Genomic DNA, 23208 nt, shown 5'->3' with positions numbered 1-23208 from the left:
GGCAGGGGCCGGCCAAACCGGCCCCTGCCTCTCCGTCATTCTGTGAGGGCCCATGCAAACGAAACGAACCGTCTTTCCCAATAAGGTTTTGCCTTATCTGCTTATTGCTCCCCAGCTTCTGATAACCGTCGTCTTCTTTCTCTGGCCGGCCGCAACCGCCTTCTGGCAATCGTTCCTTCGCCAGGATGCGTTCGGTTTCAAAACGAACTTCGTCTGGTTCCAGAATTATCGCCGGCTGTTTGCCGACCCGCTCTATATGGACGCCTTTGGTCACACCCTGGTTTTCGCCGTCTCGGTGACGGTTCTGTCGACGACGATTGCGCTCACTCTGGCCGCCGCGGCCATGCGTGTGCTGCGGACGTCCCGCATCTATTCGACCTTGCTGATCTGGCCTTACGCCGTTGCGCCTGCGATCGCCGGCATACTCTGGTGGTTCATGTTCAATCCCTCGATCGGCATCGTCGCCTATATGCTTCGCAGCATGGGGATCAGCTGGAACCATCTGATCAATCCGGACAACGCGATGGTCCTGATCGTGATCGCCGCCACCTGGAAGCAAATTTCCTACAATTTTCTGTTTTTCCTGGCCGCGCTGCAAAGCGTGCCGCGCTCGCTCCAGGAAGCCGGCGCCATCGATGGCGCCGGGCCGGTGAAGCGCTTCTGGACGATCGTCTTTCCGCTGATCTCGCCGACAACCTTCTATCTGGTCGTCATCAACATCGTTTACGCCATGTTCGACACTTTCGGCATCGTTCATGCGACGACGCAGGGCGGACCGGCGCGCGCCACGGAAATCCTCGTCTACAAGGTTTATTTCGACGGTTTCATCGGCCTCAACCTGGGCTCCTCGGCAGCGCAGTCGGTCATACTGATGATCATCGTTGTTGCTCTGACCGCGGTCCAGTTCCGCTTCGTCGAACGCCGTGTGCAATATTGAGGAGCGTCAAAGGTGGTTGAAAATCGTCCTTTCCTGAATTTTCTGGCTCACCTCGTCCTTATCCTCGGCGTCACGATCGTGATCTTCCCGGTCTATATCGCCTTCATCGCCTCGAGCCATGGCCCCAACGACTTTTTGTCCGGTGTCGTGCCGCTGATGCCGGGACCGCACCTCATTGAGAATTATTCGACCATGCTGTCTTCGGGTATGACGAGTTCCGGCGCACCGCCGATCGGACCGATGCTGTTCAACTCGTTGATCATGGCCGTCGGTGTCGCGGTCGGTAAGATTGCCATTTCCATCCTTTCCGCCTTCGCCATCGTCTATTTCCGATTTCCCTTTCGCACGCTCGCCTTCTGGATGATCTTCATCACCCTGATGCTGCCGGTCGAGGTGCGCATCGTGCCGACCTACAAGGTGGTCGCCGACCTGGGAATGCTGAACAATTATGGCGGACTCATCATTCCGTTGATTGCATCGGCGACGGCCACCTTCCTGTTTCGTCAGTTTTTCCTCACCGTGCCCGACGAGCTGATGGAGGCTGCGCGTGTCGACGGGGCGGGGCCGATGAAATTCTTCCGCGATATCCTGCTGCCCTTGTCGGTGACCAACATCGCAGCCTTGTTCATAATCCTGTTCGTGCTCGGCTGGAATCAGTACCTGTGGCCGCTCATCGTCACGACCGACCAGAGCCTCTACACCGTCGTCATGGGCATTCAGCGCATGGCCGCGGTCGCGGATGCCGAGCCGCGCTGGAATCTTGTCATGGCAGCGGTCATCCTGGCCGCCTTGCCGCCCGTCCTCGTCATTGTCGCCATGCAACGCCTTTTCGTCAAAGGCCTGGTCGAAACGGAGAAATGAAATGGCCCCGATCAATATCGTCGACGTCAAGAAAAACTATGGTTCGATTCCTGCTGTCAAAGGCATCAACCTGACGGTCGAAGACGGTGAATTCATCGTGCTCGTCGGCCCTTCCGGCTGCGGCAAGTCAACCTTGCTGCGCATGATCGCCGGATTGGAATCGATCACCGGCGGCCAAGTAGAAATCGGCGGCCGTAACGTCAACAAGGCGGAGCCGGCCGAGCGCGATATCGCCATGGTCTTCCAGAATTATGCGCTTTATCCACATATGACGGTGCGCGGAAATCTTGAATATGGCCTGAAGAACCGCGGCACGCCGCGGGCGGAAATCGATCGCCGCGTCAAGGAAGCGGCCGACATTCTCGAAATTGGGCCAATGCTGGATCGCAAGCCGCGCGAATTGTCGGGAGGACAGCGCCAGCGCGTCGCGATGGGACGGGCCATCGTGCGCGAACCGGCGGCGTTTCTTTTCGACGAGCCTCTGTCCAATCTTGATGCCAAGCTGCGCGTGCAGATGCGCGTCGAAATACGCCGGCTGCAACGCCGCCTGAGGACCACCAGCATCTACGTCACCCATGATCAGCTCGAAGCGATGACGCTTGCCGACCGGCTTGTCGTCATGAATGGCGGACTGGTCGAACAAGTGGGAACGCCCGTTGAAGTCTACGACCGTCCGGCAAGTTTGTTCGTTGCCGGCTTCATCGGCTCTCCGCCGATGAACCTCGTGCCGATCGAGGTGCTGGGTACGGCCGATGCCAGGAACGTCCTAGCCTTGCCTGACGGGACGGACATCGTCGGTCTCAGGCCGGATGCTCTTCTCATCGCAAAGCCCAGCGAGCCTTCCGTTCGTCTGAACGCCATCGTCGAATTGCTCGAGCCGATCGGCGGCGAAAGCCACTTGCATGTAAGACTGGGGGAAGGCCAACAGACGGTCGTTCTGACGGTTCAGGGCCGGCCGGACTTCGCCGAGACTGCAAAGATCGAGATCTTCGCGCGGATTGATCAGATGCATCCATTCAACAGCAAAACTGGACGACGTACGGACTGAAACGGCCGGATAGAGCTGTCCGACATCTGCAGCGTCGAAAAGTGAGGAAAAAGAGAAAGACATGCCAAAGTCAGAGCCGCGATCCGGACCCGGCCGCAGTGAGGTTCAAGCACATCGAGGCGCATCCGCTGTCGCGCCCGAAAACACGATTGCCGCGTTTCGGGCGGCTGCGGACCGGGGCGCCGAATGGGTCGAACTGGACGTCGCGCTCCTTGGCGATGGGACCGCAGTCGTCATCCACGACGTGTCCGTCGACCGTTGCTCCTCATCGACCGGCAGGCTCGGCGATCTCACTGCATCCGACCTGCGGGAGATCGACGCCGGCGCGTGGTTCGCCCCCCGTTTCAAGAGCGAACCCTTGCCGACCCTTGCCGAGGTCCTGTCCGCATTGGGAGAGCTGGGATTGAACGCCAACGTCGAGATCAAGCAGCATCCGCATCACAAATCTCTCGACCAGCTGGTAAAGACCGTTGACGAGCATCTGAAGGCGCGCGCGCCGCAGACCAAGATCATGATATCGAGCTTCGACGCGGCGGCGCTCAGGCGCATGCACGAAATCGATCCCAGTTACGAGCTCGCTATGTTGTGGAGTAGACTGCCGGATGACTGGAGTGATGTTCTCCAATCAATTCCCGCAAGAACGATCCATCTTGGTTACAAGTCTCTCAGCATCGGTTTCCTTGAGGAGGCGGCGCACCAGGGGATCAAGGTGCGGGCATGGACCTGCAATGACCCCAAGCTCCTCGCATCTTTTTGGCCTGTCGGCTTGACCGGTGTGATAACAGACGACCCGAGTGTCTATCTCTCATAGGAAAAAGCGATGGGGCAGCGGGTCATATCGAGCCGACAACGCGAAATACTGGCGCTGATCGAAACGGAGGGCGTCCAATATATCGATGATCTGGCGCGCCGGTACGATCTGACGACCCAGACGATCCGCCGTGATATCAATGCGCTGTGTGATCTCGGGCATGCCCGCCGCTTTCACGGCGGTGTCGATGTGCCGGTCGAAGGCAGCAATATTTCGCTGAACGCCCGCGCCCAACTGAACCGTCGGGCCAAGCGGCTGATCGCCAAGCGGGTCGCCGCCGACATCGGCCCGGATGCGACGGTATTCCTGGGAATCGGCAGCACGGTCCAATTCGTCGCGGAGGCGTTGCGCGATCACCAGGGGCTGACTGTTATCACCAACAACATTCATGTCGCTCTGACCCTTTGCGAATCGCCGAGTGTCGAGGTCCATCTCACCGGCGGCCTGCTGCGCCATGACGACCGCGACGTCGTGGGCAGCGATGTGATCAAATTCGTGGAAAAATTCTATGCGACTTATGCCGTCGTCGGTGCCGGTGCACTCAGTCCGGTGAACGGCATGATGGACTTCAGCTATAGCGAGGCGCAGATCACCAATGCGCTTCTGGAGAATTCGCAAACGCGTCTTTTGGCTGCAGACGTCAGCAAATGGACCCGCCATGCGGCGGTGCGCGTTGCACCTTTCAATAAGATAACCCGCTTTTACACGGATCGGCTGCCGGCCGATCCGTCCGTCGCCAGTGTGCTGGCCGATAGCAGCATGGAGGTGGTGACCTGCGAGGACATGACGTGACGTTCGTAGATCTGGCACCCTCCGCGCATGAATTGCAGCATGTGCGTTATCTCTTCACCGATATCGACGACACGCTGACGACAGAAGGTAAACTTCTGCCGCGCACCTATGATGCCCTTTGGGAACTCAGCCGGGCCGGCATCGCCGTCGTGCCGGTCACGGGTGGTTCAGCCGGCTGGTGCGAACACATCGTCCGTGCCTGGCCTGTTGCCGCGGTCATCGGCGAAAGCGGTGCTTATGCCGTCACCCGCCGCAACGGTGAGGTTGTTTTCGATTACTGGGAGAACGGCGCATTGCAGGGCGAGCGTCAACGCCAGCATCTTGGTGCCATCGAAAAACTGATCGCGGAAAAAGGCGGCACATTCAAGATCGCACACGACCAAGTGTTCCGCCTGGCTGACGTGGCAATCGACATTCAGCGTCATGATACCCAGGACGTCGAAGATTTTGCATGCGATATCAGGGCAATCGGCGGCACCGTCGCCATCAGTTCCATCCACATCAACACCTGGATTGGCGATTATGACAAACGCGCCATGAGCGAGCGCCTCCTGACCAGCAAATTCGGGGTGGATCCCATAGAATTGCCATCGGTCACGGCGTTCGTCGGCGATTCTCGAAACGATGCGCCGATGTTCGGCTTCATCCGCAACTCTTTCGGTGTCGGCAATATTCTTCCTGTTCTTCCGCACCTTCAGCATGTGCCGCGTTGGATCTCCTCCCAGCCGGCAGGACTTGGTTTTGCCGACATTGCCGGGACAATCCTGAATGCCAGGACCACCGGCGAATAACCGGCGGGGAGCCCACAAGGCCATGCGCGGCCGCACGATGCGCTGAAGACGGAGCGTCATGAAGCCTACAAAAAAACGCAGCAAGTCCCGACCAGACAAGTCTCAGCCATTGCTGCGGCAGCTCGCTGCGGTTCCTGCGAAGCTGTTTGCTGGCGCCTTCCGCCAACAGTACGGCGCCATCTGCTTCCGCTATTGCGATGGCGGGCCGAAGATCGAAATTCTCGTGATCACATCGCGCGAGCGCGCGCGCTGGGTCATACCGAAGGGCTGGCCGATGAAAGGAAAGAAGCCTTTCGAAGCGGCGGCGATCGAAGCCTGGGAGGAAGCAGGCATGCGCGGGGCGGTGAAAAGGAAACCTGTCGGCCGCTATACCTATCTCAAGGAATTCGACGACGGCGATGTGGCGCCATGTATCGTCGATCTGTTTCAGATCGAAGTCACCGAGATCGGAAACGACTTCAAGGAGCAAGGCCAGCGTATTCTCGAATGGGTCAGCCCTGACGAGGCGGCGCGACGAGTTCGAGAGGTCGAACTCAAGTCGCTGCTCGTCGAATTTGAACCTCGGGGTCAGAAGAAGTCTGACCACGGCTGATACGATTGCGGGGCTCCTCGTTCTGATTACCGTTCGTGGCGGGCTCGGAAGGCAAGTTGACTCTCAATTGCCATCGCTTCGACGGGCGTTATCATGATCGCTCGAACGGCTCGCCGAGCGAGGCGACGCCATTGAGTTTGAGCAGGCGGCGATCCGCCGAAATAATACCGAGCACGATGATCGTCACCAGATAGGGCAGGCAGGCGAGCAGCTGCGACGAGACGTTGAGACCGGTTGCCTGGGCGGCAAGGCCCATCAGCGATACTGCGCCGAACAGGCATGCCCCGAGAAAGATGCGGCCGGTCAGCCAGGTTCCGAAGACGACGAGCGCAATCGCAATCCAGCCGCGACCGGCAATCATCCCATCGGCCCAGAGCGGCGTGTAGATCGTCGCTGCATAGGCGCCCGCAAAGCCGGCCATCATGCCGCCGACTGCGACCGCGGCGAATCGGATGGCGATAACCGGATAGCCGATGGCATGCGCCGCTTTCGGGTTTTCACCGACGGCGCGGATGATCAGGCCGAGCTTGCCATAGGCAAACATCGCCCAGATGGCGACAGTCACGAGCAGTGAAAGCCAGACGACGATATCCTGGCTAAACAGGCCGCCGATGACGGGGATATCGGAGAGGCCGGGAAGGGCGATTTTCGGCACAGCTTTAACCGTCAGGCTCTCATAGGTTTTGCCGAACAACGCTGACAGGCCCTGGCCGAGAATCCCGATCGCCAGCCCGGTCGCCACCTGGTTCGCGTTGAAGCCGAGGACAATCGCCGCAAAGATCAGGGACAGAAGCAGGCCGCCGAGGCCGGCGGCGAGAAAAGCCAGAAAATGCCCGCCGCCGTGATAGACAATGATGAAGGCGATGACGGCGCCGAATGCCATCAGCCCCTCGACGCCAAGATTGAGCACGCCGGCACGCTCGACGACAAGTTCTCCGAGAGCGGCCAGGAGAAAGGGTGTCGCAGCCGCCAGCATTCCGGCCAGAACGAACTCGACGGCGTTCATGTGGGGCTCCTGGTGGATGTGGACCGCCAGGCAAGACGGTAGCGCACGAAGGCGATGGCCACCAGATAGGCAAGGAGCAGGCTGCCCTGGAAAACCCGGACCGCCGCAACCGGCAGATTGGCGGAGACCATCGCATTGTCGCCCCCGATATAGAGCGCGGCCATGACGATCGCTGAGACAACGATGCCGACCGGGTGCAGGCCGCCGAGATAGGCGACGATAATTGCCGCATAGCCGTATCCGGTCGAGATCGAGCGTTGCAGCTGGCCAAGCGGACCGGCGACTTCGGCTGCACCGGCAAGACCGGCTGCGGCTCCACCGATCAGCAGCGAAAGCCAGATTGCGCCGCTCTCCCGGAATCCGGCATAGCTCGCAGCGCGCGGCGCCAGTCCGCCGACCTGCAGTTTATAGCCGATGAAGCTCTTCTGCATGAAGACCCAAGCGGCAATCGACAGGAGAACGGCGAGGATGAGCGCGACATTGACGCGCGTTCCCTCAATCAGGATCGGCACCATCGCGTCATATTGGAACATGACGGACTGCGGGAAATTGAAGCCGTTCGGGTCCTTCCAGGGGCCGAGCAGCAGATAATTGAGGAGCTGCACGGCGACAAAACTCAACATCAGGGAAACGAGAATTTCGTTGGCATTGAGCCGGACGCGCCAGAAGGCGGTGAGCGACGCCCAGAATGCGCCGCCCATCGCGCCGAACAGCAGCATTAGCGGCCAGATCCACTGGCCGGTTGCGCCGGGCCACCAGATCGGAATGGCGGAGGCGAAGATCGCGCCGAGGACGAATTGTCCTTCGGCACCGATATTGAAGACCTTGGCACGAAAGCCGACCGCAAGCCCCTGCGCGATGAGGAGCAGCGGTCCGGTCTTCAGCAGCACTTCGGAAAACGACGCCCATGAAAAGAAGGGCTCGATCAGCATCGCGTAGACGACCGCAGCCGGATCGCGCCCCATGATGACGTAAAGTCCGAGATTGAGAATGACGGTGACGATGAGGGCTATGGGCGGCGCCAGGAGGGTGGCGGCAAGCGATGCCCGCTCCCGGCGGACGAGAATGGGCGGAGCGGCGAGGAAGGGTCTGCTCATGCGGTGGCTTTCTCGCGCTGCGGCTGAGCTCCGATCATGTATCGGCCGATCTCCTCCGGGTTGGTGTCACGCGTGAGCAACGGCGGGCTCAACGTGCCGTGATGCAGGACCTGTATAAAGTCGCTCAGTTCGAAGAGTTCCTCGAGCTCTTCGGAAATGACCAGGACGGCCATGCCCTTGTTGCGAAGACTCATGAGGCGCTTGCGGATCGCCGCCGCCGCGCCGATATCGACGCCCCAGGTCGGCTGGGCGAGGAAAAGAAGCTTCGGCGCCAGCATGATTTCGCGTCCGACGATGAATTTCTGCAGATTGCCGCCGGAGAGCGAACCGGCCTCTGCCCCTGGACCGCGCGTGCGCACGTCGAAGTCCCGGATACAATCACTTGTGAAGGCCTTCGCCCTCACCTTGTCAAGCAGGCCATGTTTTACAAGGTTCAGCGGGTGGGCGGTCAGCAGGCTATTATAGGTGAGCGACATCTCAGGGACCGCGCCGCGGCCGAGCCGGTCCTCCGGGACGAAGGCGAGACCGAGCCGTCGGCGGGCGGCGGAGTCGAGCGTGCCGACATCCTGGCCCATCATGAAAATCTGGTCGCGTTGATCCCGCGGCAATTGGGTTTCACCCGAAATCAGCGCTGCGAGTTCGCTTTGACCATTTCCCGAAATGCCTGCAATGCCGAGGATTTCGCCGGCGCGCACGACCAGGCTCACATTCGAAAGCGGCACGGCGAAAGGATCCGCCCGGTAATCGAGCCCGACAAGTTCCAGCCGCTTTTCACCTTCTCCCAAAGGCAGCGCAGGCATGGGTTCCGGCATGTCGCGGCCGATCATCAAGCGGGCAAGCTCGTGGGCATCGTGTTCGCGGGGATCGACGTGGCCGGTCACCCGACCGCCGCGCAAGATCGTGGCGCGATCGCAGAGCGACTGGATTTCTTCCAGCTTGTGAGAGATGAACAGGATGGACACGCCGCCGTCCCGCAGCCGGCGCAATGTTTCGAAGAGCTTTTCCACCGCCTGCGGCGGCAGCACCGAGGTGGGCTCATCAAGGATGAGCAGTTTCGGATCGGTCATCAGGCAACGGATGATTTCCACCCGCTGCCTCTCGCCGACGGAAAGCGAATGGATATGAGCGTGTGGATCGACCTCGAGGCTGAACTCATGCCCGAGCTTGCGAACGCGCTCTGCAAGCTCGCTCTTCTTGCCGGACACGATCAGGCGGATATTCTCCACGACCGTCAGGCTCTCGAACAGCGAGAAATGCTGGAACACCATGCCGATACCGGCTCGCCTTGCCTCTGCGGGAGAGGCAAGGCTAAGGGCTTTCCCGTTCCATGCGACGGTGCCGCTGTCCGGCTGCTCGACGCCGTAGATCAGCTTCATCAGCGTCGACTTGCCAGCCCCGTTTTCTCCGAGGATGGCATGGATGGATCGTGGAGCGACGTCGAGATCGATCTGCTGATTGGCATCGACCGGGCCGTAGCTCTTGGTAATGCCGCGCAGCGACAGGAGCGGGCTCGGCATGGCTTACTTCGGCAGCGGCGTCGTGACACCCTTGACGTGCCAGTCCATCGCGACGATCTGGGCGTCCGTCGCCGTGGTCCCCGAAGCGACACCTTCGCTCCCACCAGCCTTGGTGATCGGACCGGTAAACGGCGAGAAGCTGCCATCGGCAATCTTGGCCTCGATTTCCTTGATCCTGGTCATAATATCGGCCGGGATTGCCGGGTTCCAATCGACGACCTGGACAACCTTGTCGGCAACGCCGAGGAAGGCGTTGGCGCCCTTGAAGGTGCCGGCAAGATGGGCGTCGACCGACGCCTTAAAGAAGGGCGACCAGTCGGTGGCGATGCAACCCAGATAGGTCTTCTCGGCATATTTCTTCATCGACGAGTTGAGGTTGAAGGCATAGACGCCGGCTTCCTCGCAGGCCGAGATCACCGAAGGGGTATCCTGCGCATTCGAGAAGATCACGTCGCAGCCCTGAGAGATCAGCGCCTTGGCGGCTTCCTGCTCCTTGGCCGGATCGAACCAGGAATTGACCCAGACGACAGACACTTCGATATCCGGCTTGACGGCCTGGGCGCCGAGCGTGAAGGCGTTGACGGAGGTGATCAGCTCAGGAATGGCAAAGGCTGACACCGAGCCGAGTTTGCCGCTCTTGGAAAGGGCCGCCGCCGCCATGCCGAACAGGTAGGTTCCCTGAAAATATTTGGCGGCGAAGGGCGAGAAGTTCGGTGCGACCTGGAAGCCTGAAGCATGTAGGACGGTCACCTTCGGATTGCGGCGGGCAATCTGCAGCGCGCCATTCTGATAGCCGAAGGAGCCGGCGATCAGGAAATGGTTTCCGTCGGCAACGGTCTTGTTCATGATGCGGTCGGCGTCCGGGCCCTCGGCGATGTTTTCGATGACCGTGACCTTCAGCTTGTCGCCATAGGCGGCCTTGATCGGATCGATGCCGGCGGCAAGCGCATGACCCCAGCCGACGTCGCCGATAGGCGAGGGAACGACGAGCGCGATGCCGAGCGGTTCGTCGGCGGCAAGCGCTGAGCGGCCGGCAAAGGCCGTCGCGAGACCGGCAGCCGCCGCGCTCTTCATAAGTTTTCTGCGGGTGAAATCGTTGGTCATGTCAGTTCCCTCTTTTGGTTTTAGAATTCGACTGTCTCGAGCGCCGCTTCCGCGGCGGCGAAAAGCTGAGCTTCGTCGAGGCCGGTAAATTCGCCGGCCTGCCAGACGATGCGCCCGTTGATCATGGTCAAATCGGTCGGCATGCCGATCCCCACCTTGGCAATCAGGCTCAACGGGTCGTGGCGGGTTCCGACATAATCCATGCGCCTGGTATCGATGGCGAAGAGGTCGGCGGCCATGCCGGGAGCAAGGCGGCCGATATCGCTGCGGCCAAGCAGGCTTGCGCCACCCGTGGTCGCGTAGCTCAGGAAATCGACGGGCGCTGGAATCGGATGGGCGCGCGTCGAGGCCGTCAGGCATTGCAGCATATAGGCAGAGTGGATGCAGTGCATAAGGTTGGAATTGTCGTTCGAGGCCGCGCCATCGCAACCGAGGCCAATACGTAGGCCGAAAGCGGCCATAGCGGGAATGTCCGTCACTTCGGCGCCGACCAGATAGACCGGTTCGGGGCAATGGGAGACACCCGTGCCGCTTGCCGCCATCTTGCGTAATTCGTCGTGTGTCAGCTCCCAGCAGTGGGCATAAAAGCTGTCAGGCCCGGCAAAGCCGAGTTCGGCGCAGTAGTCGACCGTCCGCATTCCATGCCGCGCCTGGATGACCGGGCTTTCGCCTTCACCGACATGCGTGTGCAGTCGGACGCCGCGATCTCGGGCGAGCGCGACCGACTCGACGAAGGTTTCGCGGTGGCAATTGACGGGCTGGCAAGGCGCGACGACCACCTGCCGCATGCTGAAGGCGCCGGCATCGTGGTAGCTGTCGATCAGCCGGGCGCAATCGGCGATGAACTCGTCCGTCGTTTCCAGCATGGCGTCCGGGATCGTCGAGCCCTCGGACTTCGGCAGCGTGTTGCCGCCGCGTCCCGCGTGGAAACGCATGCCGAGAAGATCGGCCGCCTCGAACTGACGATCGATCAGGCGTTTGCCTGCGTGCCGGGGGAAGCAATATTGATGGTCGAAGGCCGTGGTGCAGCCGTGCTTGATCATCTCGGCCATGGCCGTGACCGACGAATGAAAGAAGCAATCCTCGTTCAGTCGCGAGAAGATCGGATAAACCCGGTCGAGCCATTCGATAACCGAAAGCTTCGTCCAGTCGAGATCGGCCCGATTGCGCACGAAGCATTGGAAGAAGTGGTGATGGGTGTTGACGAGACCCGGATAGACAAACCAGCCTGATGCATCCTGAATGACCGTGTCCGCAGGCAAGGGCTCTTGCGACAGGTTCGTCCCGATCGCCTGGATCGCCGGACCATTGGTCAGCAGATCGGCGTTCCGGCGCACGGCCGGCCCGTTGCCTTCGTCGACGATAATCGCTGCGCAGTTCTTCAGCAGGTAGCCCGCCATCTCACGTCTCCTCGTTGACGGGATGAGGGTCGGGTTTCAACTCGTGCAGCCGGTGGATGCCGGGCATTTCGATAAAACCTTCAAGGCTGCGGATGGCGCGCAGCCAAAGCCTAATGTTCGGATAGGGATCGAGCGAGATTCCGCCGTCGGGCGCCAGTGCCACATAAGGGAAACAGGCGATGTCGGCGATCGTCGCACGGTCGCAAGCCAGGAACCGCATGTCGCGGAGCCGCTGCTCAAAGAGGCCGGCTTCGAGCTCGCGCAGCGCCGCGACTCCTTGTGCCTGCAGGACTTCGATATTGCCGGGACGCAGAAGCATCTGATGCAGCCGTGCGCCGCCGAGATTTGTCGTCAGCCGATGCGAAAACGAGAGCCATTGGTGCACCCGCGCGGTCTCCTCAGGCGCGCTCATACCCAGCCAGTCAGGCCCGCTCCGGGCGGCGAGATAGGCGAGCATGGCCGAAGATTCTGTCAGCACCAGATCGCCATCCACGAGGATCGGGATTGAGCCTGCCGGATTGAGGGCCAGAAGCTCAGGACCACGATGTTCCTTGCCGGGATGGAAATCGACCGGCCGGATATCCAGCTCGACGCAGAGGATGGCAGCCATCAGGCGGATCTTGTAACAGCTCGGCGATAGGATGTAGTCGTAGAGCTTCATTGTGCGACCAACTGCGCGCCATAGAGATAATTGTGGCGCTTCAGCCAGCGCCGGTAAGCGATAGAGGTCAGGTCGGCCCTGGTCGGGATTTCCATGCCCGGATCGAGCGGCAGAAGCGCCGGGATCTGGTTTTCGAGGATCGATCGATCCTGCAGGAAAATCATTTGCTGAAAATGGATGAGGTCCGTCATTGGCGTCACGTCGTCGAAGAGGGCCATCCACGGCCATACGTCACAGAGATCTTCGGCAAGCGGCTGGACGAATAGGGTAATGACGTCCCATTCCTCCGGGCGGGGAGGGCAGGTCTTGTAAAGCACCGAGCAGGTCGGGGCAGGCACGCGGTACATATACTCGGTGGTTATTCCGCCGGTCGCCGACTTTGCAGCCTGCGGCTGGTAGAATTTCACCTGCGTCGCCCAGACTTCATCCTCCTCCTCGCGGATCTCGACTTTATAATTTTGAACTTCGGTATGCGGTTCGGCGCCGAGTATATCGGTGTGGACGAAGGGAAAATGCGCAATATCGAGGAAGTTCTCGACTGCTCTCAAGGGGGAACAGCGTACCCGCACGACACCGACATCGACGAAGCGGCGGCCGGGCTGATCCGCTTCGGGAATGGAGAAGAGCTCCTTGGCGGGGGTGCCAAGAGAAGACCAGACATGACCATAACGGACGCGGACGGGCAGGGCACGCCCATCGCCCGATGTGACCCGCGCCGCGCCATCAGCCGTGCGCATCACCTCTATGGGCTCGCCCATCAGAGCAGTCCTGCTTCCTGCACCGGTGAGCTGGCTGAAGAGGCCAACCGGGTACCATTCGTCGATCATCGCACCGGCCCCTTTCATGCGACATCCTTCTGGGGTGTTTCCGCGCGGCGGCGCAGGGCTTCGGCGATGCGGGACGCCGCAATCCGATCTGCGACAGTGCGCTCCCGTTCGACCAGGACATGTATCAGAGTGCATCCGATCTGCGCCGCGGGCAACAGCCGAACCCATGGATGGTCCGCGACTGGGATCAACCCGCTCGCGGCCTTGCCGCCGGCTGCTGCTTCGATTGCCACGATGTCGGCAACAAGCGTCAGCGAGCGTATTGGCGCCAAACCATCCAGGCTTGGCGGCGGCATTGCCGGCTCGCCGACTGCGACCCAGACGATTCCATCTGATTCCTCGACCCGCTGAACTGCCACGCGGATCGTTTCCGGCGGCACAAGGTCTGGATGAGCCGGGATGCGAATGCATCCTCCCGCCGGAGAATAGCTCCAGCCATGATAGATACAGGAGAGCGCCTCGCCCCGCACGAAGCCGTGCGACAGTCGCATCCCGCGATGCGGACAGCGATCCGAAGAAGCTGATGCGCGCCCGGACCGGCTGCGCCAGAGAGCGATCGATCCTGCCGGCGTCCAGGCCGGAATGACGCTTGCCGGAGGCAGATCGGCAGAAAGGGCGACAGGCGTCCAGGAGCCGGTCGTATCGGAAGGCATGACGGTCAATTCCTCAATCTTACCAGGGGGCTGGCGCCTGCGAGCTTGGTGTCGGTGCAACCCCGGTTTCTGACGCTTGCATAAAAAATTCGCATTGGCAACAATGATCAAATTAAGGGCATCAAGTCGGATGGCGTTCCGACTTCGGTGTAGAGATGGGATCTACAATCCTGCGCTGAATCTCGTCGACCCAGACATCGATTGGCCCCAACGAACACGCCATTTCCAGCATGTCGATCAGCTCGACAGGCCCTGCGACCTCGAGTTCGATCCGCTCGGCGCCGGCCTGCAAAAAATCTTGGGAAAGGCCGAGCTTGTCGGCATGGCGGCGTATCCACGGGACGAATGAGGCGGAACTGACGTCGCCAAGGATCGCGATCCGTTCGCGTAGCTCGTTCTGCCGTGATCGTGTCATGGAATTCTCTCGTTCGACCTGCGATAAACAGCATAGCAATTCGCCGTCGTTGCGAAAGGGGCATAAGGGGCATAAGGGGCGTTCCTGGATCGTTCGAGCGATCACGGCTGAGGGTGCGTGCAATCTCTGCCTGCCAGATCTTCTTGGCATGCATCTGCGCTATCACTCGGCGTTCGTCCGAACTCAACTGCACGAAAAGCAGACCATTCCGGGATCGCCCGTGGCGCGATCCGTCTCCCATTGCAGCCGGCGTCGATTATGTTGAGGTAATCGCCGGACTTTCTTGCAGACTTATAGAGGTTGCGCCGCTCGCTGCCGATAGCTTCCAACGGGATCCGCCGGCATCGAATGCTAGTCTAGCGACTGGGTGATCAGCACGAAGAGGGCGACCTGATACATCCGGCATAATGGGTCTCGTTTAGGAAATCGGGCGAAAGGGCTAAACAAATATACTTCGGCATAATAGCGGGGGCGCTCCAGGCAGAGTTAATGTTGCAACGGCCCTAAAGCAAAACGCCCTCCCATCACGGGCCGACTTGCCGCGCCGGCGTTTTGCTTGACCGCAAGACCTTCACCCCTGCCGGCGCGGCGCCTCTTATAGCATGAAACCGCATTGCCGCAGCTTTGCTCTTCGCGGACCTGCCTTAACAACATGCACTGGAACCTGAGTCGGGAAGATCAGCAGAGATGCGACCCCCTCAATAATCCGAAGCATAGGCTCGTTGACATGAGAGGAAAGTCGGTGAAGCTTGATTGGGTCTGCGATGCCTGCACCTCCGATCGTATGCGGGCAGCATCGAAGCGAGCGGTGTGCAATGGACGACACGGTCAAAGATGCGCAGAAGACCAGGAAAAACATGTTCGGACGGAAGCGCGCTCTCGCTTCCGTCGGCCAGCAGACTTCGACTGACCTTCGGCACTACGAGCCACAATCATCCTGGAGTGACGGCGATCGCATCTTTACACGAGAGCTGATCCGGAGCGGCAACGGCGCATCAAAAGCCGTTCTGAGGGTGCAGCTTGCAGCCGAACATCCCAGCCGAACCAGCCTCGACAGACTGGCCCACGAATATCGCCTGAAAGACGAACTCGACCGGGAGTGGGCAGCCAAACCGCTGGATTTCACAACGGAAAACGGTCGTGTCGTGCTCGTCCTCGAAGATTGCGGCGGCGTGCCCCTCCCGCAGTTGATGGGACGGCACAGCCATGGCATGGCCGCCGAACTCACCGTCTTTTTGCGTCTTGCCAAGGGCATTGCGGCGGCAGTCGGCAAGGCTCACGGATGCGGCCTCATTCACAGGGACATCAAGCCGGCGAATATATTGGCGGACGAGACGGAAGGGCGGGTCCGTCTCACGGGCTTCGGAGTGGCGTCGCATCTTTCTCGTGAGCGCCAGGCCGCCGAGCCCCCTGAGGTCATTGCTGGCAGCCTCGCATACATGGCGCCCGAACAGACCGGGCGCATGAACCGGTCGGTGGACTCGCGTAGTGACCTCTACGCCGTCGGCATCACGCTCTACGAAATGATCACCGGCCAGTTGCCGTTCACCGCTTCGGAGCCGATGGAATGGGTGCACTGCCATGTTGCCAAGCGACCGGTGCCGCCGTCCGAGCGTGTCAGAGAGCTACCAGGCGTTATCTCGGCAATCGTGATGAAGCTGCTCGCCAAGAACGCAGAGGAACGCTACCAGACGGCCGCAGGGCTAGAGGCGGATCTGCGACGTGCCCTCGTCCAGAGCGAGAAGCATGGGCGGATTGCAGAATTTCCGCTCGGGACACGCGATGTGCCGGACAGACTGGTGATTCCCGAGCGGCCCTACGGTCGCGAACGCGAAATCGCCGCCCTAACCTCCGCATTCGACCGGGTCGTCGCAGGCGCCGGGCCGACGCTGGTGCTGGTTTCGGGTCATGCCGGCGTGGGCAAATCCATGGTCGTGAATGAGCTCCACCGCGCGCTCGTGCCGCTGCGTGGGCTGTTTGCCTCCGGCAAATTCGACCAGAACCAGCGCCACATTCCTTATGCGAGCGTAGCGCAGGCCCTGCAAGGCCTCGTCCGAGTGCTGCTGGGCAAGAGTGAAGCGGAACTCGCGCCCTGGCGCGCTGCTTTAACCAAAGTACTGGGCGCGAGCGGTCGGCTGCTGGCACCGCTTATTCCGGAACTTGAATCTCTCATCGGCCGGCTTCCGGCGGTTGCGGATCTGCCGCCTCAGGACGCCAAACGCCGCTTCCAATTGAACATTAGGCGCCTACTGCGCGTGTTTGCCACAGCAGAACATCCGCTCACGCTGTTTTTAGACGATCTCCAATGGTTGGACGCAGCAACGCTCGATCTGCTTGAAGATTTGTGCACCCAGCAGGACATGCGTCACCTGCTGCTCATCGGCGCCTATCGCGACAACGAAGTATCGTCCACCCATCCGCTGATCCGCCGGCTGGCAGCGATCCGGGAGGCCGGTGCCCAGGTGCATGAAATCGTGCTGACACCCCTTAGGCTGGAAGATCTGACCCGGATGCTGGCCGACGCTCTTCATTGCGGAAGCAGCCGTGTCCAGCCGCTTGCTCGACTAGTGCACAAGAAGAGCGGAGGCAATCCCTTCTTCGCGCTCCAGTTCCTGAGCACCCTGCCGGACGAAGGCCTGCTGGAATTCAATCGCGAACAGACGCACTGGGATTGGGATCTCGATCGCATAAGAGCCAAAGGCTATACCGATAACGTCGCGGATCTGATGCTAAGCAAGCTGCGGCGCCTGCCCGATATCACGCAGGCTGCCCTGAACATGCTGGCGTGTCTCGGCAATCACGCGGCGGTTGATACCCTGGCTTTGATCAGGAGCGAAAATCACGACGCGGTTCATGCAGCCTTTTGGGCCGCGGCGCGGGCCGGACTCGTGCTGCTTGAAGAGGGGTCATCATACCGCTTCCTGCACGATCGTGTGCAGGAGGCCGCCTATGGGCTGATCCCTGAAGACGAGCGGGCGGCAGCGCATCTTTCCATTGGCCGCCTCCTGCTGATGCATACGCCGCCGCAGGCACTCGAGGAGAATATTTTCGAGATTGTCGGCCAACTCAACTGCGGCGGCGCGCTCATCGCGCCCGGCGAAGAGCGCGAGCGTCTCGCGGACCTGAACCTGCTTGCCACTCGCCGCGCCAAGGCGTCGGCTGCATACGAATCGGCGCTGACCTATGCCGGCACGGGTGCGGCTTACCTGCCGGACGATGCCTGGGAGCGCCGATACGAACTCGCTTTCGCCCTCGAACTCCACAGGGCCGAATGCGAATTCTTGACTGGGGCACCGGCGGAGGCGCAGGCCCGCCTTGCAGAATTAGCAAGCCGAGCCGCCAGCCTCGCCGATCTGGCCCGCGTCACGCGCCTGCGCGTCGACCTTTTCATGAGCCTGGGTCGGAGCGATCAGGCCATCATATTCGGCCTCGACTACCTGCACCGGGTCGGCATTTCGTGGTCGTCCCACCCGACCAGGAGCCAGGTGCGCCAGGAATACGCGCGGCTTTGGCGACAACTGGGAGGCCGCCCTATCGAAGCGCTGCTTAACTCGCCCCCAATGGCGGACCCTGTCGCGCTCGCGACCATGGACGTTCTGACTTCACTTGTTACTCCGGCCCTGTTTACCAACGAGAATCTGCGCTGCCTCATTATCGGGCGAATGGGCAACCTCAGCCTCAAGCACGGCAACAGCGACACATCGCCTTATGCCTTCACTGCCGTGGGCACGGTGCTCGGGCCGTATTTTGGCAATTATGAAGCCGGTTTTCGGTTCGGCCTGCTGGGACTGGACCTGACGGAACAGCCTGGAATGGAACGCCTGAAGGCACGGGTCTACCTCGCCTTCGGCAACCTTGCGAAATCGTCATCGCGTCATGTCCGCACCGGCCGTGCGCTTGCGCAGCGCGTATTAGAAACGGCACAGCAGGTCGGCGATCTCACCTATGCCGTCTTAAGCCGAAATAATCTTGTGACTTATCTTCTGGCCGCCGGCGAGCCCCTCTCGCAGGTTCATCGCGATGCGGAAGCCGGCCTGGACTTCGCGCGTCAGGCCGGCTTTGGAGTCGCCGTCGGTTTCATCAGCGGGCAGCTGCAACTCATCCGAACGCTTCGCGGGCTGACGCCAATCTTCGGATGCTTCAACGATGAAGGGTTCGACGAGCAGCAATTCGAACTTAAGACCGACGGCAAGCCGGGCAGTTGCTTGTACTGGATCCGCAAGCTGCAGGCTTGTGTATTTGCCGGGGATACCCTCACAGACTTTCGGCAGCGGCGAAAGCAGAAAGCCTCCTCTGGATGACTCCTGCTATTTTCGAGCGGGCGGAATATCACTTCTACACCGGCCTTTCATTGGCCTCTGCTTTGCAAGGATCGACTACTGAAACAGCTCTTTATCGCAAGGCCATGCGCGCTCACCGCCGCCAGCTCGACACTTGGGCCGCACACTGCCCGGAGAATTTCGCAAGCCGCGCAAAATTGCTTGGCGCAGAGATCGCCCGCCTGGGAGGCCGCGAGTTGCATGCCGAGCGCCTCTATGAACAGGCGATCCAGTTGGCGCATGCGCACGCGCTCCCACACGATGAAGCGATTGCGTATGAGCGCGCTTCCGCCTTTTACCGGGCGCGCGGCTTCGATCAGATTGCTCGCCTCTATCTTCAAAACGCCCGTCGCTGTTATCTCAGTTGGGGAGCCGACGGCAAGGTGCGGCAGCTCGAAGAAGCCTATCCCCAACTGCGCGATGGACAATCGGCACCGGCTGCAACAAGCACGATCGAAGCGCCGATCGAGCATCTCGACCTCGCCACCGTCATCAAGGTGTCGCAAGCCGTTTCCAGCGAAATCGTCGTCGAGAAGCTGATCGATACGGTCCTGCGAATGGCCGTCGAGCAGGCCGGAGCCGAACGTGGCCTTCTGATCCTGTCGCGTGGCGGCGAACCGCGGATTGCCGCTGAGGCGACGATCCACGGCGAAGCGGTCCTCATAGAGTTGCGTAATGAGGCCATCGCCGGCGTGATGCCGGAGTCAGTTCTCAATTACGTCCTGCGTATGCGGGAAATCGTCAGCCTCGACGATGCGTCGGCTGAAAACGCCTTTGCGGACGATCCCTATATTCGCTATCGCGCGGCCAGATCCATTCTCTGTTTGCCGCTGATCAATCACGCCAAGCTGATCGGTGCGCTTTATCTGGAAAACACTCTGGCGGGCCGTGTCTTCGCGCCAGGGCGCATTCCGGTGTTGAAGCTGATCGCCTCGCAAGCCGCCAGCACGCTCGAAATAACCGGACTTTACCGAGACCTGGCAGAACGTGAAGCGCGAATAGGCCGGCTTGTCGAAGCGAACATCATCGGAATTTTTATCCGGGATATCGAAGGTCGGATTATCGAGGCCAACGAGGCGTTCCTGCAAATGGTGGGCTACAGCCGTGACGAACTCTTGGCCGGTCAGATCATCGATAAAGAGCTGACGCCGCCGGAATGGCGCGAGCGTGACGCCGAAGCCGAGGCCGAGCTGAGAGTGACCGGCAGCGCCCGCCCCTTTGAAAAGGAGTATCAGCGAAAGGATGGCGGTCACGTACCCGTGATGATCGGTGAGGCAAGTTTCGAGGGGGCCGGGAGCCAGGCCGTGGCCTTCGTGCTCGACCTGTCCGAGAGCAAGCGAGCAGAGGAGAGGCTTCGAGCAAGCGAAACTCGTTTTCGGACCTTCGTCGACCATGCCACCGATGCCTTTTTCCTCCATACGGATGATCTGATCGTCATAGACGTCAACCGCCAAGCCTGTGAAAGCCTCGGTTACACCCGGGAGGAATTGATTGGCATGCACCCGCGCGACTTTGACGGAGCTATCGACGAAAAGGCTCTTGCGACATTGGTGGATCGCGTCGACGCAGGACAGCCAATGACTTTCGAAACGCTCCACCGGCGCAAGAACGGAACAACGTTTCCGGTCGAGGTTCGCGTCGGCAAATTCCGACAGGAAGAGCAATGGTTTCGTCTTTCGCTGGCGCGTGACATCGCCGACCGCAGGCAAGCCGAGGATGCTATTCAGCTTGCGCGAGCAGAACTTGCCCATGTAAGCAGGCTCACCACCATGGGAGAACTTGTAGCCTCCATCGCCCACGAGGTCAGACAGCCGCTCACCGGGCTGGTCAGCAGCGGCAATGCCTGCCTTCGCTATCTCGACGCTGATCCTCGTGACATCGTCTCCGCCCGTCGCGCCATCGAGCGCATGATCAGCGACGCTTTTCGCGCATCCGAGGTCATCGACCGGATTCGGGCAATGGCGAAGAAATCACCCGAACGCCGGGACCGGCTGAACATCAACGATATCGTGTCCGAGACGATTGCGCTGGTGTCCACGGACCTCGAACGCAGTGCGGTGTCGCTTCGTACAAACCTTACCGACGGCTTGCCCCCGATCGTGGGGGACCAAGTGCAGATCCAGCAGGTGATCCTGAACCTTATCATGAACGCCAACGACGCGATGGCGGCGATGCCAAAAGGAGCGCGCGAACTCATCGTGAGCACTGAAAAGGCAGCACCCAATACCGTTTTAGTGGCAGTCCGCGATAGCGGCCCTATCCTCGACCTGGCGAAGATCGGCGATATATTCGAGGCGTTCTACAGTACCAAACCCAAGGGTATGGGCATGGGCCTGACGATCAGTCGTTCGATCATAGAGGCTCACAAAGGCCAACTCTGGGCCACGCCAAACGCGCCCCACGGTGCCATTTTTCAGTTTACATTACCAACCGAGGAGAAATAATGATCCATGTCCGGGGCGGCGCCTGACCGGCGCGAAACTTGGGGACATGGATGAAGGAGATTGTCTACATCATTGATGATGACGCATCTGTCCGCGAAGGCCTCGGCGATCTCCTGCGCTCGGTTGGACTTGAGGTACTGACATTCGCTTCCAGCCAGGAGTTTTTGGACAGCAAGCGCCCTGACGTTCCGGGCTGTATCATTCTCGATGTAAGGCTGCCGGGGCGGAGCGGCCTGGAATTTCAGAGCATGCTCACTTCCCTTGGAATTGAGCTTCCGGTCATTTTTATCAGTGCCCACAGCGACATTCCGATCTCTGTGCGGGCGATGAAAGCCGGCGCCATCGAATTCCTGACGAAGCCGCTGCGCGAGCAGGAATTGCTCGATGCCGCCTATGCCGGGATCGAGCGCGACTGCGCTCGGAGGCAGGAAGTCGCGCTCATTGCCGAGCTGCGGTCCCGCTATGATTCCTTGACGCCGCGCGAGCGCGAGATCATGAACCTGGTGGTCGCGGGCAGCGTCAACAAGCAAATCGCTGCTCAAGTGGGCTTGAGCGAGGTAACCGTCAAGGTTCACCGCGGCCACGTCATGCAGAAGATGCAGGCGAGATCTCTCGTTGACCTGGTCCGGATGGCGGACAGCCTCGGATTGACGACGAAGCCGGCGTGGGTCCGGTAGGCTCACATATCTAGACCAAAGTATCGGGCGCCTGCCACGGGTGGATAGTCGGGGCTTCAATTCGGCTGGTCGCTTATCTCATTCGGCAATACGTTCCGAAGGCCGTCGGCTCTATCCTCTTACCAGCTGAAAAAACATGCAGAGACAAGACGGACGTTATCACGTCTCGGTGCAAGAATCTGCGTCGGGTCGGCGCATCCCTACCATTGGACGGACGCTCATCGATGTTGACGCAACGCGAGTAACCGAAAGATCGTGGAAAGGTATGATCCATGCAAAACCAGAGATACGCCCTGCAGAAGAACCTGAACATCTACTGGACGGTAATCGATACGGTTTCAGACCGGAAAGCTCTCGTCGATGGCTTCGTTATGGACATGCTTACCGCCGATGAGGGCGAAGAATTGGTCAACATGCTGAACCGTGCAGAATCTCATGCTATCCTTGCGCCTGCCGAGATGGAGCACCGCGATCGAAGACGACAGTAACTGTTCGATCGCCATCGTATGGCGAACCGGCCGTCATCGTCGGTCGCTCGAGCGTGCAGTCCCGGCGAAAGGCGCTCCAAGAGCACGAACCGCAACACTGCATCAACTTGCCTGTCGCATCATCGACAAACACCAACAGCGAGCACGGATCTCGACGATCTGAAACCAGCGGTGCTCGGCCCCGTCGATCTGCACCGGCTCGCCACAGGCTTCGCGCCGTAATCGTGGCTGATGAAACGTCCGCCGTGGCTTGCGCGACAGCCAGAATCTCCGACATCCAGCCGCGCAACGTCTCGCGCGACACACGCAATCTATCGCGCTCGGCAAGCTTCTCGGCCGCCAGCGTCGGGCCGAAGCCCGCATGACGTTCACGAACCAGCGTCAGCGCATAGTCTCAAAGCTAAAGCCGATGGTGCCACGAACCCGTCCCGATCTGATCTTGCAACCCGGACCAGCGCTCAGATCGGGGCTGGTCGGCGCAATCACCGCAGGATCATTCATGAAATCCGTCCTCCGCCCCGGCTTGCCGTCATTTGTTCACTTCACGCCTGAACACTTCAGCTGGGGTGCGGAACCCAAGGCATTTTCTCGGCGTACTGTTCAACCGATCGATCAGTGATCGTATCGATTCATCAGGAACTGACAGGACAGCAGTATCCCTCGGCAGGTAACGCCGAATCCGCCGATTCATGTTCTCAACGGAGCCTTTTTGCCAGGGCGCAGACGGATCGCAGAACCATGCATCGGTTCCCATTCCTTGCTTCAGTC

The 23208-nt window shown here is 60.3% G+C and carries 19 protein-coding genes and 2 pseudogenes; 10 read left to right on the top strand and 11 right to left on the bottom strand.

The genetic code is table 11. From position 1 onward, the window contains the following. The first annotated feature begins 52 nt into the window (after window positions 1-52). The 7 genes from ugpA (at window position 53) to HJC00_RS18335 (ending at window position 5832) form a co-directional block, all read left to right on the top strand. Window positions 53-937, top strand: coding sequence for a sn-glycerol-3-phosphate ABC transporter permease UgpA (gene ugpA / locus HJC00_RS18365; RefSeq protein WP_221147178.1), 885 nt, complete (start codon window positions 53-55; stop codon window positions 935-937). 12 nt (window positions 938-949) lie between these two features. After that, window positions 950-1798: a sn-glycerol-3-phosphate ABC transporter permease UgpE gene (gene ugpE / locus HJC00_RS18360; protein WP_221155755.1), complete on the top strand. Its 849-nt coding sequence runs from the start codon at window positions 950-952 to the stop codon at window positions 1796-1798. Between the two features lies 1 nt (window position 1799). Next, window positions 1800-2846 (top strand): sn-glycerol-3-phosphate ABC transporter ATP-binding protein UgpC, encoded by a 1047-nt coding sequence (gene ugpC / locus HJC00_RS18355; protein ID WP_210633314.1) that lies wholly within the window; start codon window positions 1800-1802, stop codon window positions 2844-2846. 61 nt (window positions 2847-2907) lie between these two features. Beyond that, on the top strand, window positions 2908-3657 hold the full coding sequence (locus HJC00_RS18350) for a glycerophosphoryl diester phosphodiesterase (RefSeq protein WP_210633316.1): 750 nt from the start codon (window positions 2908-2910) through the stop codon (window positions 3655-3657). Window positions 3658-3666: 9 nt separating this feature from the next. Further along, window positions 3667-4449: a DeoR/GlpR family DNA-binding transcription regulator gene (locus tag HJC00_RS18345; RefSeq protein WP_210633318.1), complete on the top strand. Its 783-nt coding sequence runs from the start codon at window positions 3667-3669 to the stop codon at window positions 4447-4449. Beyond that, on the top strand, window positions 4446-5240 hold the full coding sequence (locus HJC00_RS18340) for an HAD family hydrolase (protein ID WP_210633320.1): 795 nt from the start codon (window positions 4446-4448) through the stop codon (window positions 5238-5240). Before HJC00_RS18345 ends, HJC00_RS18340 begins: the two co-directional genes overlap by 4 nt. Window positions 5241-5298: 58 nt before the next feature. Then, window positions 5299-5832 (top strand): NUDIX hydrolase, encoded by a 534-nt coding sequence (locus HJC00_RS18335; protein WP_210633321.1) that lies wholly within the window; start codon window positions 5299-5301, stop codon window positions 5830-5832. A 91-nt stretch (window positions 5833-5923) separates the two neighbouring features. Here HJC00_RS18335 and HJC00_RS18330 read toward each other — a convergent pair whose 3' ends face one another. From HJC00_RS18330 to HJC00_RS18290, 9 genes are all read right to left on the bottom strand, one after another. After that, window positions 5924-6838 carry an ABC transporter permease gene (locus tag HJC00_RS18330; protein ID WP_221147177.1) on the bottom strand — a complete coding sequence of 305 codons (915 nt, stop codon included), beginning with the start codon at window positions 6836-6838 and terminating at the stop codon, window positions 5924-5926. Next, window positions 6835-7935 carry an ABC transporter permease gene (locus tag HJC00_RS18325; RefSeq protein ID WP_221155756.1) on the bottom strand — a complete coding sequence of 367 codons (1101 nt, stop codon included), beginning with the start codon at window positions 7933-7935 and terminating at the stop codon, window positions 6835-6837. The genes HJC00_RS18330 and HJC00_RS18325 overlap by 4 nt, the downstream gene beginning before the upstream one ends. Further along, window positions 7932-9452, bottom strand: a complete 1521-nt coding sequence (locus HJC00_RS18320) for an ABC transporter ATP-binding protein (protein WP_210633325.1) — start codon at window positions 9450-9452, stop codon at window positions 7932-7934. The genes HJC00_RS18325 and HJC00_RS18320 overlap by 4 nt, the downstream gene beginning before the upstream one ends. A 3-nt stretch (window positions 9453-9455) precedes the next feature. After that, on the bottom strand, window positions 9456-10556 hold the full coding sequence (locus HJC00_RS18315) for a BMP family ABC transporter substrate-binding protein (protein ID WP_221164445.1): 1101 nt from the start codon (window positions 10554-10556) through the stop codon (window positions 9456-9458). 20 nt (window positions 10557-10576) lie between these two features. Next, complete coding sequence (locus HJC00_RS18310) at window positions 10577-11956, bottom strand: amidohydrolase (RefSeq protein WP_221164444.1); 1380 nt, start codon at window positions 11954-11956, stop codon at window positions 10577-10579. A 1-nt stretch (window position 11957) separates the two neighbouring features. After that, window positions 11958-12617, bottom strand: coding sequence for a glutathione S-transferase family protein (locus tag HJC00_RS18305; RefSeq protein ID WP_210633334.1), 660 nt, complete (start codon window positions 12615-12617; stop codon window positions 11958-11960). Continuing rightward, entirely contained in the window at window positions 12614-13462 is an 849-nt protein-coding gene (locus tag HJC00_RS18300) for an aromatic ring-hydroxylating dioxygenase subunit alpha (protein WP_221164443.1), read from the bottom strand. The genes HJC00_RS18305 and HJC00_RS18300 overlap by 4 nt, the downstream gene beginning before the upstream one ends. Next, complete coding sequence (locus HJC00_RS18295) at window positions 13459-14097, bottom strand: Rieske 2Fe-2S domain-containing protein (protein ID WP_221164442.1); 639 nt, start codon at window positions 14095-14097, stop codon at window positions 13459-13461. The genes HJC00_RS18300 and HJC00_RS18295 overlap by 4 nt, the downstream gene beginning before the upstream one ends. A gap of 121 nt (window positions 14098-14218) precedes the next feature. Beyond that, complete coding sequence (locus tag HJC00_RS18290; protein ID WP_221147172.1) at window positions 14219-14512, bottom strand: acylphosphatase; 294 nt, start codon at window positions 14510-14512, stop codon at window positions 14219-14221. Between the two features lie 815 nt (window positions 14513-15327). Between HJC00_RS18290 and HJC00_RS33160 the strand changes: the two are divergent. The 3 genes and pseudogenes from HJC00_RS33160 to HJC00_RS18275 all read left to right on the top strand — a co-directional run bounded on the left by HJC00_RS33160 (window position 15328) and on the right by HJC00_RS18275 (window position 22440). Next, window positions 15328-21275, top strand: a pseudogene (locus HJC00_RS33160) (AAA family ATPase). Window positions 21276-21325: 50 nt separating this feature from the next. Continuing rightward, the gene (locus HJC00_RS18280; RefSeq protein ID WP_210633342.1) at window positions 21326-21952 is read left to right on the top strand and encodes a response regulator transcription factor; all 627 of its coding nucleotides are present in this window, start codon (window positions 21326-21328) and stop codon (window positions 21950-21952) included. A gap of 272 nt (window positions 21953-22224) precedes the next feature. Next, a complete protein-coding gene (locus tag HJC00_RS18275) occupies window positions 22225-22440 on the top strand; it encodes a hypothetical protein (protein ID WP_210633343.1) in 216 nt (71 codons plus the stop codon). Window positions 22441-22507: 67 nt separating this feature from the next. Here HJC00_RS18275 and HJC00_RS18270 read toward each other — a convergent pair. Then, a pseudogene (locus tag HJC00_RS18270) lies at window positions 22508-22834 on the bottom strand (ISNCY family transposase); the annotation flags it as partial. Window positions 22835-22969: 135 nt separating this feature from the next. Further along, window positions 22970-23208 (bottom strand): transposase (locus HJC00_RS18265; RefSeq protein ID WP_405048794.1); only part of this gene is annotated, 239 nt, incomplete at its 5' end.

Source organism: Rhizobium sp. NLR22b (genome assembly GCF_019685295.1).
In the GTDB taxonomy this organism is placed as follows: Bacteria; Pseudomonadota; Alphaproteobacteria; order Rhizobiales; family Rhizobiaceae; genus Rhizobium.
The sequence above is the reverse complement of the archived record's forward strand: the minus strand, read 5'-3'. Positions and strand labels throughout refer to the sequence as shown.

Excerpts from the sequence above, each read along its gene's own strand:
- ugpA (WP_221147178.1), top strand. The coding sequence starts at position 53 with ATGCAAACGAAACGAACCGTCTTTCCCAATAAGGTTTTGCCTTATCTG.
- ugpC (WP_210633314.1), top strand. The coding sequence starts at position 1,800 with ATGGCCCCGATCAATATCGTCGACGTCAAGAAAAACTATGGTTCGATT.
- HJC00_RS18350 (WP_210633316.1), top strand. The coding sequence starts at position 2,908 with ATGCCAAAGTCAGAGCCGCGATCCGGACCCGGCCGCAGTGAGGTTCAA.
- HJC00_RS18345 (WP_210633318.1), top strand. The coding sequence starts at position 3,667 with ATGGGGCAGCGGGTCATATCGAGCCGACAACGCGAAATACTGGCGCTG.
- HJC00_RS18335 (WP_210633321.1), top strand. The coding sequence starts at position 5,299 with ATGAAGCCTACAAAAAAACGCAGCAAGTCCCGACCAGACAAGTCTCAG.
- HJC00_RS18330 (WP_221147177.1), bottom strand. The coding sequence starts at position 6,838 with ATGAACGCCGTCGAGTTCGTTCTGGCCGGAATGCTGGCGGCTGCGACA.
- HJC00_RS18325 (WP_221155756.1), bottom strand. The coding sequence starts at position 7,935 with ATGAGCAGACCCTTCCTCGCCGCTCCGCCCATTCTCGTCCGCCGGGAG.
- HJC00_RS18320 (WP_210633325.1), bottom strand. The coding sequence starts at position 9,452 with ATGCCGAGCCCGCTCCTGTCGCTGCGCGGCATTACCAAGAGCTACGGC.
- HJC00_RS18315 (WP_221164445.1), bottom strand. The coding sequence starts at position 10,556 with ATGACCAACGATTTCACCCGCAGAAAACTTATGAAGAGCGCGGCGGCT.
- HJC00_RS18310 (WP_221164444.1), bottom strand. The coding sequence starts at position 11,956 with ATGGCGGGCTACCTGCTGAAGAACTGCGCAGCGATTATCGTCGACGAA.
- HJC00_RS18305 (WP_210633334.1), bottom strand. The coding sequence starts at position 12,617 with ATGAAGCTCTACGACTACATCCTATCGCCGAGCTGTTACAAGATCCGC.
- HJC00_RS18300 (WP_221164443.1), bottom strand. The coding sequence starts at position 13,462 with ATGAAAGGGGCCGGTGCGATGATCGACGAATGGTACCCGGTTGGCCTC.
- HJC00_RS18295 (WP_221164442.1), bottom strand. The coding sequence starts at position 14,097 with ATGCCTTCCGATACGACCGGCTCCTGGACGCCTGTCGCCCTTTCTGCC.
- HJC00_RS18290 (WP_221147172.1), bottom strand. The coding sequence starts at position 14,512 with ATGACACGATCACGGCAGAACGAGCTACGCGAACGGATCGCGATCCTT.
- HJC00_RS18280 (WP_210633342.1), top strand. The coding sequence starts at position 21,326 with ATGAAGGAGATTGTCTACATCATTGATGATGACGCATCTGTCCGCGAA.
- HJC00_RS18275 (WP_210633343.1), top strand. The coding sequence starts at position 22,225 with ATGCAAAACCAGAGATACGCCCTGCAGAAGAACCTGAACATCTACTGG.